Origin of the sequence: Pseudomonas sp. PDM09 (assembly GCF_014852305.1) — a bacterium.
Taxonomy (GTDB): domain Bacteria; phylum Pseudomonadota; class Gammaproteobacteria; order Pseudomonadales; family Pseudomonadaceae; genus Aquipseudomonas.
The window spans coordinates 551201-563618 of the sequence record NZ_JACVBI010000002.1 but is presented as its reverse complement, the minus strand read 5'-3'; the positions used below and the strand labels follow the sequence as shown (position 1 = coordinate 563618).

Annotated in this window: 14 protein-coding genes; 9 read left to right on the top strand and 5 right to left on the bottom strand. The window is 59.3% G+C overall.

Translation table 11 applies throughout. The annotated features are described in order from the left end of the window. Nucleotides 1-58 precede the first annotated feature (58 nt). The 3 genes from IB250_RS07270 to IB250_RS07260 all read left to right on the top strand — a co-directional run bounded on the left by IB250_RS07270 (nucleotide 59) and on the right by IB250_RS07260 (nucleotide 2001). The gene (locus IB250_RS07270) at nucleotides 59-598 is read left to right on the top strand and encodes a GNAT family N-acetyltransferase (RefSeq protein WP_192343581.1); all 540 of its coding nucleotides are present in this window, start codon (nucleotides 59-61) and stop codon (nucleotides 596-598) included. 649 nt (nucleotides 599-1247) lie between these two features. Further along, nucleotides 1248-1577: a hypothetical protein gene (locus tag IB250_RS07265; protein ID WP_008072022.1), complete on the top strand. Its 330-nt coding sequence runs from the start codon at nucleotides 1248-1250 to the stop codon at nucleotides 1575-1577. 124 nt (nucleotides 1578-1701) lie between these two features. After that, on the top strand, nucleotides 1702-2001 hold the full coding sequence (locus IB250_RS07260; protein WP_123495307.1) for a hypothetical protein: 300 nt from the start codon (nucleotides 1702-1704) through the stop codon (nucleotides 1999-2001). Here IB250_RS07260 and cynR read toward each other — a convergent pair. Then, a complete protein-coding gene (gene cynR / locus IB250_RS07255; RefSeq protein ID WP_192343580.1) occupies nucleotides 1987-2892 on the bottom strand; it encodes a transcriptional regulator CynR in 906 nt (301 codons plus the stop codon). The two genes, IB250_RS07260 and cynR, sit on opposite strands and share 15 nt — an antisense overlap. Nucleotides 2893-3009: 117 nt before the next feature. Here cynR and cynS point away from each other — a divergent pair, with 117 nt between their 5' ends. Both cynS and IB250_RS07245 read left to right on the top strand, forming a co-directional pair. Then, entirely contained in the window at nucleotides 3010-3477 is a 468-nt protein-coding gene (gene cynS / locus IB250_RS07250; protein ID WP_123495311.1) for a cyanase, read from the top strand. Nucleotides 3478-3617: 140 nt separating this feature from the next. Continuing rightward, complete coding sequence (locus IB250_RS07245) at nucleotides 3618-4277, top strand: carbonic anhydrase (RefSeq protein ID WP_192343579.1); 660 nt, start codon at nucleotides 3618-3620, stop codon at nucleotides 4275-4277. A gap of 118 nt (nucleotides 4278-4395) precedes the next feature. Here the strand turns inward: IB250_RS07245 and IB250_RS07240 are convergent, their stop codons facing one another. The 4 genes from IB250_RS07240 to glsB all read right to left on the bottom strand — a co-directional run bounded on the left by IB250_RS07240 (nucleotide 4396) and on the right by glsB (nucleotide 8703). Beyond that, nucleotides 4396-4746, bottom strand: coding sequence for a BON domain-containing protein (locus IB250_RS07240; protein ID WP_123495315.1), 351 nt, complete (start codon nucleotides 4744-4746; stop codon nucleotides 4396-4398). A 268-nt stretch (nucleotides 4747-5014) separates the two neighbouring features. Beyond that, nucleotides 5015-6517, bottom strand: a complete 1503-nt coding sequence (locus tag IB250_RS07235) for an aldehyde dehydrogenase family protein (protein WP_192343578.1) — start codon at nucleotides 6515-6517, stop codon at nucleotides 5015-5017. 83 nt (nucleotides 6518-6600) lie between these two features. After that, on the bottom strand, nucleotides 6601-7719 hold the full coding sequence (locus IB250_RS07230) for a DUF3616 domain-containing protein (protein ID WP_192343804.1): 1119 nt from the start codon (nucleotides 7717-7719) through the stop codon (nucleotides 6601-6603). Between the two features lie 75 nt (nucleotides 7720-7794). Further along, nucleotides 7795-8703, bottom strand: a complete 909-nt coding sequence (glsB, locus tag IB250_RS07225; protein ID WP_008072010.1) for a glutaminase B — start codon at nucleotides 8701-8703, stop codon at nucleotides 7795-7797. Nucleotides 8704-8935: 232 nt separating this feature from the next. Between glsB and IB250_RS07220 the strand changes: the two genes are divergently transcribed. From IB250_RS07220 to IB250_RS07205, 4 genes are all read left to right on the top strand, one after another. Continuing rightward, on the top strand, nucleotides 8936-9565 hold the full coding sequence (locus tag IB250_RS07220; RefSeq protein ID WP_192343577.1) for a ferric reductase-like transmembrane domain-containing protein: 630 nt from the start codon (nucleotides 8936-8938) through the stop codon (nucleotides 9563-9565). 195 nt (nucleotides 9566-9760) lie between these two features. Then, complete coding sequence (locus IB250_RS07215; RefSeq protein ID WP_192343576.1) at nucleotides 9761-10276, top strand: DoxX family protein; 516 nt, start codon at nucleotides 9761-9763, stop codon at nucleotides 10274-10276. Between the two features lie 47 nt (nucleotides 10277-10323). Next, nucleotides 10324-11022 (top strand): dienelactone hydrolase family protein, encoded by a 699-nt coding sequence (locus IB250_RS07210; RefSeq protein ID WP_192343575.1) that lies wholly within the window; start codon nucleotides 10324-10326, stop codon nucleotides 11020-11022. A 61-nt stretch (nucleotides 11023-11083) separates the two neighbouring features. Then, a complete protein-coding gene (locus IB250_RS07205) occupies nucleotides 11084-12271 on the top strand; it encodes an MFS transporter (RefSeq protein WP_192343574.1) in 1188 nt (395 codons plus the stop codon). The last annotated feature ends 147 nt before the right edge of the window (nucleotides 12272-12418 follow it).

Genomic DNA, 12418 nt, shown 5'->3' with positions numbered 1-12418 from the left:
GTTCCTACGGGTACTGCGGCGCATCAGGCAACAGCCCTGCTTTCTGAAAGGTACAACCATGACGACAATCAGAAGCCAGCCCTCGATAGAACTGCACGCCGCTCAGCGCGACGAACTGGAAACCATTGAAAACCTGATGCAGTTCTACGTGTATGACTTCAGCGAATGGTTGCCGCTGAAACTCGGTGAACATGGCTTCTTCAACATCCAGCCCAGACAGGACTACTGGCGCAACCCGGCAACAAGGCCGTTTCTGATCAAGGTTGACGGCGAGCTTGCCGGTTTCGCGACCGTGGATAACGAAACCCATATCGTCGGTGCGGAGCACAACATTGGCTACTTTTTTGTCAGCCGACGCTTTCGTGGCCAAGGCGTCGGGAAGTTTGTCGTCTCTGCCCTCTTGAGCCGGTTCCCCGGTCAATGGCAGATTTTCCACATCGATGCCAACCAGCCTGCGCGTCGGTTCTGGACCAAGGTGATACCCGATCTCACCGGCTCAGCATTCACCGTGCATCAACTGGCAGTGGACGGCTACCCCTGCACCGTTTACCGCTTTAAAAGATCGCAGCCTTCGGCAGCTCCTACCCCGGCCCCGTAGGAGCGAGGCTTGCCCGCGAAGGCCATCACACGGACAAACTGCTGGACCGCGTCATCGTTCTTCGCGGGCAAGCCTCGCTCCTACGGAAGGCTGCGATCTTGACGATTCCAGCACCGCCAAAGCTCTGCTGGTGCTAGCCACGCCGACTTTCTAATTCCAAAACCACTTTGTCCGACAATATGTAGTGAACAAAAATAATCACTACAAAACCGTTGACGCCTCCGATTTGCCCTTGCATGATGCAGACATCTCCCCGATCGGGAGTACAGGCAACACGTTTGAGCAAGCTCGTCTGACCGCCGAGCTGTTTTTCCCGGATACACGCTGCCCACAAGGCAGATTGAAGAAGCTGACCTGGCCTGAACGTCCAGTACAAAGGACGAGAAGCGCTGGCGATCAATCCTCATGAAGCTTGTGGCCGACCCTGAAAATGTCGGCAGTGGCCTCCAGGTTTTCGCTGCTTCTCTTCGTTGTGACGCTATTGCGTAGCAGTTATTCAACACGACTACATGCAACAGACGCGAGACCCCGTCGTATTGACGGCCGACCGCTGACGTCCTGGTTTCGGTGCCAGGGATCAACTAACCGATGGGCTACTTGTATTAGCGAATCAACTTTGAAAGATCACCAAATGGTCAAGGGGCTTACAATGAATCTGAACAATCAACCTACTATCGATGAACTGGCTCGCTTGTTCGCTGCGCAAAAAGACAGCCAGGACAGCCATATTCTGTGGATCAGCAAATCGGGCCAGGTCCATATCGACTGCCTGTCGCCCCATGCCCACGAAGAAGAGTTCGACCGGAACAACCAGAACCTGCTCGCCCGACTGAAGATGTACCGTCGCGGCCAGGGTTATGTCGGCAAGAAAGCCGCGGCCGACAAAGACTTCATCGGTAATGTGCTGCAAACGCTGAAACAGGCGTGGGCATCGATGCAGAACCAGAACGAAGTTCGGGTGATTGATCGCTTGTATTGATATCCCCTCAGTAAAGAAAGAAGGCCCCGCTCGGAGTATCGAGCGGGGCCTTTTCGTTTGTCTCGTGCGCACCAAACAAAGCTATGGTTAACCGTATGCCCTGCTGGATCTCTGGAGGCTTGCGATGAACAAAATCCTGATATTCATAGTGTTCGCGATGGCGAATGCTGTCCATGCGAACACCCTCCCTGGCATTCCCTCATTCGATGTGGACTGCCCCGGTAAAGTCGTCGTCCATGCAGATCAGGACGGTCCGGTATTGATCAACAGCAAAGAGGCGGTAACCAAAGCCATCAACGATCGCCACTTCGAAGCCAGGGGTTCGGGCATCACGATCTCGATCATCCTCGCCGATGACGATTCGGTGACCGTGTCCTCCACCGGCAAGGCTCCCAATGGGCTGTGCCAATCAGTGGATGACTGACTTCGCCGACTCGACCGCAGCCGCGCCCAATACCAGATCCATGAAGGCCACCGACGCCGCACTGTGATAGTTGTTTTTGCGCCGAAGCAGCGCGGCCCCTCGGTTGGGCGCCGCCCCCTGCAGCGGAATTTTGCGCAATGCCCGTTCCGCGGTGGCGATGGGTTCCGGCAGGATGGTGGCCATCGGCGCGTGACGAATGACCTCCAACAGCGTACTCACCGAGTTCACCTCGATCGCCACCTTGGGCGTAATGTTCTGTTGCCGAAAATACCCGTCGATGGAAGATCGGGTGATGAAGCCCGGCGTCAGCAACGCGAACTCCAATTGCGCCACCTCCTTCGGCGATAGCGGGTTCTGGCGCTCGTACAACGGATGACTGCGCCCGACCATCAAGCCCAACGTCTCGACAAACGCCGGCACGCACTCGATGTCGGGGCTTCTCACCGGGGTAAAGGCAATGGCAATGTCCAGCGAGTCATCGAGCAACCCGGCCTCGATGTCATCCATCGATAACTCGAAAATCTGCAGATGGATGTTCGGAAAATTCGCCACGTAGTCGCGCACCAACGGCCCCACCAGATATGCCATGAACGTTGGCGTCATGGCCAGTCGCAAACTGCCGCGGGACAAATCCTTCACGTCATGCAGCGCGCGTTTCCCTGCTTCAAGTTCCACCAGTACCCGACGAGCACTTTCGATATAGGCCAGCCCCGCATCGGTCGGTTTGACCGTGCGCGAAGTGCGGTCGAACAGGTTGACGCCCAGGGATTCCTCCAGTTGCCGGATCTGCTGGGACAGCGTCGGTTGGGAGACATGCAGCGCCTCGGCGGCGCGGGTGAAGCCGCCGTGGTCGGCGACTGCCAGCAAATAGCGCAAATGTCGGAGCAGCATGGGCACACCATCTATAGGCAGGACTTATGCGAAGCATTGTATATCGGTCTTGGACGCTATGGATCAATCGACCGAAGATGGCTGCACTTTCCAGCGACAACCGATAGGAGTCACACCATGCAACAGTCCCATGCTTACCAAGACCCGAGTCTGGCCCTGACCACTTCAATCCTCGATGCCAAGGCGCGCAAGAGTCTGTCCTGGCAGGATTTGACCGATGGCACCGGCCTGGGCCTGGCCTATGTCACCGCCGCCCTGCTCGGCCAACATCCGCTGCCGGAAGCTGCCGCCAAGGTGATTGGCGAGAAACTCGAACTGGACGCCGACGCCGTGGCCCGCCTGCAGATCATTCCGCTGCGCGGCAGCCTCTCGGGTGTCCCGACCGACCCGACCATCTACCGTTTCTACGAAATGATCCAGATCTACGGCACCACGCTCAAAGCCTTGGTTCACGAGCAATTCGGCGACGGCATCATCAGCGCGATCAACTTCAAGCTGGACATGAAGAAAGTTGAAGACCCGGAAGGTGGTTCCCGCGCAGTGATTACTCTGGACGGCAAGTTCCTGCCGTTGCGTCCGTTCTAAAACAACCTGTAGGAGCGAGGCTTGCCCGCGAAGAACGATGACGCGTAATACCTGAAAAACCGCAGTGCATTCTTCGCGGGCAAGCCTCGCTCCTACAGGTTCTGCGTCTTACCCCCCTCACTCATGCAAGGAAGTCAGCCATGAAAGCGCTCATCGAAGGTTTATTGAAGTTCCAGAACGAAGCCTTCCCACAACGTACCGACCTGTTCAAACACCTGGCCACCACCCAGCATCCCGGCACATTGTTCATCACCTGTTCCGACAGCCGCGTAGTGCCGGAATTGCTGACCCAGCAAGAGCCCGGCGAACTGTTCGTGGTGCGCAATGCCGGCAACATCGTGCCCTCGTACAGTCCGCATCCCGGCGGCGTGTCGGCCACGGTCGAATATGCGGTCGCGGTATTGGGCGTGACGGACATCGTGATCTGCGGGCATTCGGACTGCGGCGCCATGACCGCCATCGCTCAGTGCACATGCATGGATCACCTGCCCGCCGTCAGCGGCTGGTTGCAACACGCCGAGTCGGCCAAGGTAATCAATGACTCCCGCCCTCACGCCAGCGACGCAGCCAAGGTAAGTTCGATGGTCCGGGAAAATGTCATCGCCCAACTGGCGAACATCCAGACTCACCCAAGCGTGCGTCTGGCCCAGGAAAAAGGCCTGCTGAATCTGCATGGTTGGGTTTATGACATCGAGACCGGCACCGTCGATGCGCTGGATGCCAGCCGGCGCAACTTCGTGTCGCTGGCCGAGCACCCGGACACCTGTGCGGTGTATGGTCAAGCGGTCGAAGCCGCCTGAAGGGTTCGTCTGCCCGAGCTGCACCAAGCTTGGCGCAGCGTTACAAAGTGGGCACGCGCGCGACTACGCCCGTCCTCGGTTCCCGACCGGGAATGTGACACTCACAAGATCGCCCCTGTCATTTATCGTCGATTTTTGTAGACGATTGTGACCGACGTTCAGTGGTCTCTTCGGCATTGGGCGCTTCTGGAAAACTGCCCGGCGTGAACACATGAGTGAGCAATTCGCTGGCATCGATGTCGACGACACCAGGAACCGAACGGGCCAGAGCAACAGCCTGCTCACACTGTCTATGAGTGTTGACGCGGCCGCTCAATGCCACCCTGCCCGCATGTGTTTTGACATGGACATGCAGGCCAAGGGATGAGTCGGCCAATGCCAGGGCCGACTTCACTCTGGTGGTAATCCACGCGTCGTGAACGACCGATTCCAGATCATGAGAGTAATGTTGAAAGGAATGAAGTTTCATGGCGCAACTCTCCCTCACGTAATCAGATGCGCCGCCCGCCCCACCGCAGACGCGGACACACATTAAGTATAGTGCGTGCCGTTGCCTGCGATCGGGGGGCTGCCCCTGATGCCGGTAAGATATAAGAGCGACGAATATCCTGTGGGAGCGGGCTTGCTCGCGAAGATGGCGGCACAGTCAACAATGATGTCGCCTGACACACCGCTTTCGCGAGCAAGCCCGCTCCCACAGGTTTGCGCGGCTTAACTTACCGAGCTGGAGTGGCGTCTCAGCGCTTGACCGACAGACTCGTCTGCGTCATGCGACTACGGATGGTAAACACGCCATCCCCCGAGAGAATCGCGCTGCGCGCAAACAGGCGGCCACTTTCCCAGTTCGAAAGCCCCAGTTCCGGCTTGTTCAGCGCGTACTGACCGTCAACCCAGCGGGTAATCCCGTTGCCAACAAAAGGCGCGTTGACCGCGTTGTAGAAACGCTCCTGCGCCGGGGCATCTTCACTGATCAGCGACACGGTGAATTGCGGGCTGTAACGATTGAACAAGGCAATGGCCTGGTCCAGGTCGTCGACGATCTTCAGGCTGACTTCCGGGGTTTCTTCCCACTCCCACTCGCGGCCCAATTGATCCTCGGGCAGCGGTTCGGCCAACGCTTCGGTCTGATAGCCTTCGGCGCGGTACACCTCGACGCTCGCGGTTTGCCAATCAATTGGCAAATGCTGTTCGCTCCCCTCGACGATATGCAACTTGCAGCCCTGGCCCCGAGCGGTGCCGGCCTGTTGCAGTGCATCGAGAAACAACGGCACCAGTTCGGCGGCGCGGTCGCGGTGGATCAAGCAAACGTTGAGGGTGTTGCAGACTTTGCGGTCCAGCGAGTTGCGCACTACGGCGGCAAAGCGCTGGGCATCGGCGTGTTTGTCGGCGATCAGCCACGCGCCGCCGGTGCCGTGCAAGCTGACGGCGGTGCCGGCCTGTTGCGCGATGCTGCCCAACTGGCTGACCGCCCGTCCCGAACCACGGGCCACGGCCAATGACAGGCGCCGATCGGCGAACATCGCCCAACCAGCGGCGTGATTGACGCTTTCCACCAGCGAAACTGCTCCGGTCGGCAACCCGGCGTCGGCCAATGCCGGATTCAATGCGTGGGTGACGATGGCCTGGGCAGTGCCCAACGCGTCGCTGCCAATGCGCAGCACTGCGGTGTTACCGGTGCGCAATACACCGGCGGCGTCGGCAAAGACATTCGGTCGGCCTTCGAACACGAACGCGACGATACCCAGCGGCGAGACCACTTGCTCGACTTTCCAGCCGTCGTGCTCGACGCAGCTCACGACTTTGCCACGGGTGGCCGGGGCATCGCGCCAAGCCCGCAGGCCGGCGATCATGTCACCGCGCATACGTTCATCGGCGAGCAACCGAGTGGTGGAACGCCCGCGCGCCTTGGCTCGCTCGATGTCGGCCAGGTTGGCGGCTGCAATCAGGGCCCAGCATTCCGGGGTTTCCAGGCGTTGAGCAAAATGATCGAAGAACTCGCTGATGGCTTGATCCGAGACGGCAGACATTGCAGCGAATGCCGATTCCGCGCGCTCGATGGCAACCGCCGCCGCTTGCTGGTCCGCCACCGGGATCAGCAACAATTCGCCGCTGACCTGCTCCACCAGCAGATGGTCGCCGGGCTGAAAGCGCGCCGCCAGTTCGGGGCTGACGACAGTGACACGGTTACCGGCAAAAGGGATTGGCGTGCCAGCGACTAGACGTTCGAGTGCAAGAGACATGAAACGGTTTCACCATGCAGGAGAGCGGCCAGAAAATGTATAGGAAAATCCGTGGAGCGTCATTCACTGGGGCGCAGTAGCGGTTACTTTTTTGCCAGTCGAAATACATCTTGCTCCAGGCGATTGCTCCCCTGTTTGCGCCATCCGGCGTTCGCGTCATAGACCACCAGCAGCAAGGGCTCTTCTACGCCCGCGGTGCTGATAAAGGTCAGTCCTTCGGCATGATCGCGGCCTTTATCCTCTCCTTGCCCGTAAGGAACCTCCAGGACCGTCGTCAATTGTTCGCTGAAGACAAAACTTTCGTCTGTTGGCCTGGCACCGTCGAGCCATCGAAATACGCTGACAGGCCCGTCGAGGTTCATCGTCGGCCCGGCCAGAATCAGCATGTCATCACCATCGATGCACAAATCCCTGACGCCGAGCCCGCCCAACTGGAGAAAATGCTTTCGGTATTTGCGCCCCTTGGGCCCGATTTTTTTCAGCGTCAGCGTGTGAACAGCATCGGGATGGTCTTCGGGTTCGACCTCCAGAACAATGGTCCAGCCCCGCAGTACAGGCCCTCGCAACCCGATAAAAACCCGCTTGCCATTGACCTCGAGGCCTTCGGTATCGAACCCGTTATCCTTGCCGGGAATGTGCAGAAATGCCCCTACATGCTCGTCGTCCTTGAGTTCATCGAGCAATTCGTTACCCAGTTGATCGCCGGACAATTGGGCGGCAACTCGATCATCGTTAACGGTGCTCTTTACCAAAGTGAACGTCCCGTTTTCTTCGACCACCGGAATCCGGGCCAGGAGAAAACGATTGCCATCGCGACTGACAGTTGCCAGACGCTCGGCGTTTTTCTTCAGGGACTTGGAGCTATCGGGTTTTTTCCGTTTCAGGCTGTGAGACCCCACCATCCAGAGATACCCCGTGTCGCGGTCGTAACTCATGCCTTCCAGGTCTGCCTCAACGAATTCTTCGCCAATCGTCGGGATGACCGGCAGCGTCAACAGGGACGCCAACGGGAATTGTTTGTGCTGATCAAACAGAAACTCGCCCGCACCGACGCGCTCACGCAAGGTGAAGCGCTCCAGGCTCAAGGATTCATCATTGGCGACCCACAGGGTGTCGCCTATCTGGACCACGGCAGACAAGCCTTTGCGCAAATGAGTGTCCGGGTCGTTGAAGACTAGAAGCGCGGAACCGAAATTCACCATGAAGTCACCCGCCCCTTGAGTCAAAGAATGCCTGCTTCACGGTAGCGTTCATCGGACGCTAGTCAAGACAGGTCATCAGAACACCGACCAGCCAATCCGCTGACTCAACAACTCCAGCGCGGCCATGCCAGCGAGGGAGTTGCCGGCAGCGTTCAATTCCGGGGACCAGACGCACACCGTGAATTGCCCCGGCACTACCGCGACGATGCCCCCGCCCACGCCGCTCTTGCCCGGCAGACCGACGCGATAGGCAAAGTTACCGGCTTCGTCATACAGCCCGCTGGTGGCCATGATCGAGTTGACTTGCTGGGTCTGGCGGGCGCTGAGGATCTGGGCGCCGCTGTGTTTGCAGAAACCGTCGTTGGCCAGAAAGCAGAACGTGCGGGCCAGATCCACGCAACTCATGCGCAGCGCGCAATGGCTGAAGTAGCTGCGCAGCACGGCTTCGACGTCGTTATGAAAGTTGCCGAACGATTGCATCAGATAAGCCATCGCTGCGTTACGCGCGCGGTGCTGGTATTCGGACTCGGCGACCTTGCCGTCCACCATGACATTCGGGTTGCCGGACAAACGCCGGACAAAATCGCGCATCGACAACGCCGGCGCGGCAAAACGTGATTGGTTGATGTCGCAGATCACCAGCGCGCCGGCGTTGATGAAGGGATTGCGCGGGCGACCGCGTTCGAATTCCAGCTGCACCAGCGAGTTGAACGGCTGTCCGGACGGCTCATGGCCCAAACGCTCCCAAATCGCTTCGCCGGAATGGTCGATGGCCTGTACCAGGCTGAACACCTTGGAAATACTTTGCACAGAGAACGGCGTGTCGGCGTCTCCGGCACAAAACAACTCGCCGTCATTGCCATACACGGCAATGCCCAACTGATTGGCCGGCACGGTGCCGAGGGCGGGAATGTAGTCAGCCACTTTGCCCTGACCGATCAACGGTCGGACTGCGTCAAGGATCTCGTTCAACAGCGCTTGCATGCCGGGTTCCGAAAGTCTCGCCCCATGGGATTGCGGGGACACTGTCGCTAGACGCCGCTGGCCGGGGCTGAATCACAGTTTTGTATGGGAATGTATCTATCGCGGCCCGGGATACATGAACTTGCGCCGGGCGATCTTTCGGACATACCGCCTATACACCCGGTTGAAAAACTCCTGCTGTCCGCTGACCAACGGCAAAAACCGGGTCGGCCCTTTGCTCAGGAGTGTTGTCATGACGACCCAGGTTTCTCGATACCACGGCTGGTCGCTGTTTGGCCTGCTGTCCTTGCTGGTGCTGGTGCTGGTGATGACCAGCCTGATTCTGCTGCTGAACCCGGATCTGGTGGAAGCCACCCGCAGCGCCATTCGCGCTACCGCGCGCACCTCGTTTGCACTGTTTCTTGCCGCGTTCACCGCATCGGCCCTCGCCGTGCTGGTGCCCTCGCCTTTCACCCGTTCGTTGGTGCGCGAACGACGCTTCATCGGCCTGGCCTTTGCGTTTTCCCACCTGGTGCACGCCATCCTGATCTACAGCTATGGCCAACTGAACCCCGAGTTCTGGCCCGGCCGCACCACGGCCGGCAACATCCCGGGCTCGGTCGGTTACCTGTTCATCCTGCTGATGGCGCTGACCTCATTCAAACCCACGGCGCGGCTGATCGGCCCCAAAGCCTGGAAAGCCCTGCACGTCAGCGGCATGTGGGTGCTCGCGGCGGTGTTCACCTACTCCAACTTCAAACGCATCCCCCTGAGCGCCTGGTACGTATTGCCGTTCGGTTTGATGTTTTCGGCAATCGTCATTCGGCTGCTGGGCAAGATTGCGTTGAAGTACAAACGAAACCAGGCCCGTGCCTATGTTTAACCCCCTGATGACCCCGTAGCAGCTGCCGAGCAGCGCGAGGCTGCGTTCGGCTGCGAAGCAGTCGTAAACCCGATACTCACGGTTTACCTGAAAAACCGCACCGTTTGATTTCGCGACTGCTTCGCAGCCGAACGCAGCCTCGCGCTGCTCGGCAGCTGCTACGCCCCCCCACAATGAATCCCGGAGCTCAAGCCCATGAAAACCGCCCTCTCGTCGGCCCTCAAAGGCCTGCACCTGAACCTCGACCGTGCCGGCAGCTGGATCGGCCCCCTGACCTTGCGGGTGTTTCTGGCCTGGGAATTTTTCGAATCAGGCCTGGAAAAATGGAACGGCCAGAACTGGTTCGCCGACATCCAGCACCGCTTCCCGTTTCCCTTCAACCACGTGCCGGCCACGCTGAATTGGGAACTGGCGATGTGGGCCGAATTGATCTGTGCCCTCGCCCTGCTGGTGGGCCTGGGAACGCGGGTTTCGGCGATTATTCTGACCGTGGTCACGATCGTCGCGACCGCTGCCGTTCACTGGCCGGCCGATTGGTCTACATTGAGTGAACTTGCCCAGGGTTATGCCATCAGCAATAAAGGCCACGGCAACTTCAAACTGCCGCTGATCTACCTCGCAGCCCTCCTGCCGTTGCTGCTCTCGGGGGCCGGAAAGCTCAGCGTCGACGCGCTGCTGGCTCGATACTTCTGGCGGCGCAGTCACCGCTGATCCGCCAGCGTCTCGATAACCCACCCAACTTATGTAAAGGAGCCATCATGAGCGTGACCACCCAATGGATCGAAATCACCAGCGCCGAGGGCACCTTCGGCGCTTACCTGGCAATCCCCCACACCCTTAAAGGTCCGGGGATTGTGCTGATTCAGGAAATCTTCGGCGTCAACGAGCACATCCGCTCGGTCGCCGAGCAATACGCCGCCGACGGCTACCTGGTCATCGCGCCGGATCTGTTCTGGCGCAACGGCCACCGTATCGAACTGGGCTACGACGAAGCCGGCTGGAAACGCGCCGTCGAGCTGATGAACGCCACCGACACCAAAAAAGCGCAGGCCGACATCAAACTGGCCATTGACGCCCTGAAAGCGCAGCCGGGGCTGGACGGCAGGATCGCTTCTATCGGTTTCTGCTTCGGCGGCATGCTGTCATACAACACCGCAGCCAACGGTTTCGTCGACGTGGCGATCGCCTACTACGGCGGCGGCATTCAGAACCAGCTGGATCGAGCCGATGAAATCAAGGTGCCGGTGCTGATGCACTTCGGCGAACAGGACAGCCACATCCCCATCGACGCCGTGAAGCAAATCGCCGAGCGTTTCGAGTTCAACGATGACGTCGATATCGAGGTGTATCCGGGTGCCGAACATGGCTTCAACTGCTCACACCGTGACAGCTACAACCAGCGGGCGGCGGTCGAGGCCCATGGCAATACGCTGCTCTTTTTGAGTCAGAACCTTTAGGCCTGATCTATGGGGGTTGGCGACATAAACAATCGGTGAGCATTCAATCCCGGAAACCAGCATGGACAACCTCTCGAACCCCAGACCGGCTTCACTGCGCATCCCCTCCACGGTCTGGGCCCTGGGTTTTGTCAGCCTGTTCATGGACCTGTCTTCAGAGCTGGTGCACAGCCTGCTGCCGATATTTCTGGTCACGACCTTGGGCGCGAGCGCGTTGACCGTCGGGGTGATCGAGGGCATCGCCGAAGCGACCGCGATGCTGACCAAGATCTTCTCCGGCGCCATCAGCGACTTTATCGGCCGGCGCAAAGGCTTGCTGTTGATGGGCTACGGTCTGGCCGCCTTGTCGAAACCGCTCTTTCCCCTCGCGCACTCGGTCGATGTGGTGTTCACCGCGCGTTTTCTGGATCGCATCGGCAAAGGCATTCGTGGCGCGCCGCGAGATGCGCTGGTCGCCGACATCGCCCCCGCAGAAATCCGTGGCGCCTGCTTTGGCTTGCGCCAGTCGATGGACACCGTGGGCGCCATTCTGGGTCCGATTCTGGCCATCGTGCTGATGCTTTGGCTCGGGCAGATCCATCTGGTGTTGTGGTTTGCGGTGATCCCGGCGGTGATATCGGTGGCGCTGATTGTCGGTGGGGTCAAAGAGCCAACCACTGTCGCTGGCGAACGCGCCTTTCGCTCGCCTATCCACTGGAAGGTTCTGCGGGATTTTTCGCGCGATTATTGGTGGGTGGTGATCGTCGGTGGGCTCTTCACACTGGCCCGTTTCAGCGAAGCCTTTCTGGTTTTGAAGGCGCAACAAACAGGCCTGACAGCAACCTGGGTGCCGATGGTGATGGTGGTCATGTCGCTGCTCTATGCCGTGTCCGCCTACCCTGCCGGCTGGTTGTCCGACCGGATCAGCCGCACCAAAGTGCTGTGTGTCGGCATCGTCCTGCTGATCCTGGCAGACCTGTTATTGGCGCATGCAGACTCGATCATGACCATGCTGGCGGGCGTGGCCCTGTGGGGCCTGCACATGGGCTTCAGCCAGGGCATTCTCGCAACGCTGATCGCCGACACCGCGCCCGAACACCTCAGGGGCACGGCGTTCGGCTTGTTCAATTTGATCAGCGGCGTGTGCCTATTGATCGCCAGTGTGCTCGCCGGCGCGTTGTGGGAGACCTCGGGCTCGGCCAGCACTTTCATCGTCGGAGCGGTGCTGGCGGCTGCGGCGTTGTTGTTGCTTGTGCTGCGCAAACCCTAATGCCAGTAACAGTTGCCAAAGGCTGCGTTCGCCTGTAGCAGCTGTCGAGCTTGCGAGGCTGCGTTCGCCTGTAGCAGCTGTCGAGCTTGCGAGGCTGCGTTCGGCTGCGAAGCAGTCGTCAAACCAGAGCTTGCCGTACGTCAGGCG

Coding starts and splice junctions, on each gene's coding strand:
- IB250_RS07205 (WP_192343574.1), top strand. CDS start 11,084: ATGGACAACCTCTCGAACCCCAGACCGGCTTCACTGCGCATCCCCTCC.
- IB250_RS07240 (WP_123495315.1), bottom strand. CDS start 4,746: ATGAAACTTCATTCCTTTCAACATTACTCTCATGATCTGGAATCGGTC.
- IB250_RS07270 (WP_192343581.1), top strand. CDS start 59: ATGACGACAATCAGAAGCCAGCCCTCGATAGAACTGCACGCCGCTCAG.
- IB250_RS07210 (WP_192343575.1), top strand. CDS start 10,324: ATGAGCGTGACCACCCAATGGATCGAAATCACCAGCGCCGAGGGCACC.
- IB250_RS07220 (WP_192343577.1), top strand. CDS start 8,936: ATGACGACCCAGGTTTCTCGATACCACGGCTGGTCGCTGTTTGGCCTG.
- glsB (WP_008072010.1), bottom strand. CDS start 8,703: ATGCAAGCGCTGTTGAACGAGATCCTTGACGCAGTCCGACCGTTGATC.
- cynR (WP_192343580.1), bottom strand. CDS start 2,892: ATGCTGCTCCGACATTTGCGCTATTTGCTGGCAGTCGCCGACCACGGC.
- cynS (WP_123495311.1), top strand. CDS start 3,010: ATGCAACAGTCCCATGCTTACCAAGACCCGAGTCTGGCCCTGACCACT.
- IB250_RS07265 (WP_008072022.1), top strand. CDS start 1,248: ATGAATCTGAACAATCAACCTACTATCGATGAACTGGCTCGCTTGTTC.
- IB250_RS07260 (WP_123495307.1), top strand. CDS start 1,702: ATGAACAAAATCCTGATATTCATAGTGTTCGCGATGGCGAATGCTGTC.
- IB250_RS07235 (WP_192343578.1), bottom strand. CDS start 6,517: ATGTCTCTTGCACTCGAACGTCTAGTCGCTGGCACGCCAATCCCTTTT.
- IB250_RS07245 (WP_192343579.1), top strand. CDS start 3,618: ATGAAAGCGCTCATCGAAGGTTTATTGAAGTTCCAGAACGAAGCCTTC.
- IB250_RS07230 (WP_192343804.1), bottom strand. CDS start 7,719: ATGGTGAATTTCGGTTCCGCGCTTCTAGTCTTCAACGACCCGGACACT.
- IB250_RS07215 (WP_192343576.1), top strand. CDS start 9,761: ATGAAAACCGCCCTCTCGTCGGCCCTCAAAGGCCTGCACCTGAACCTC.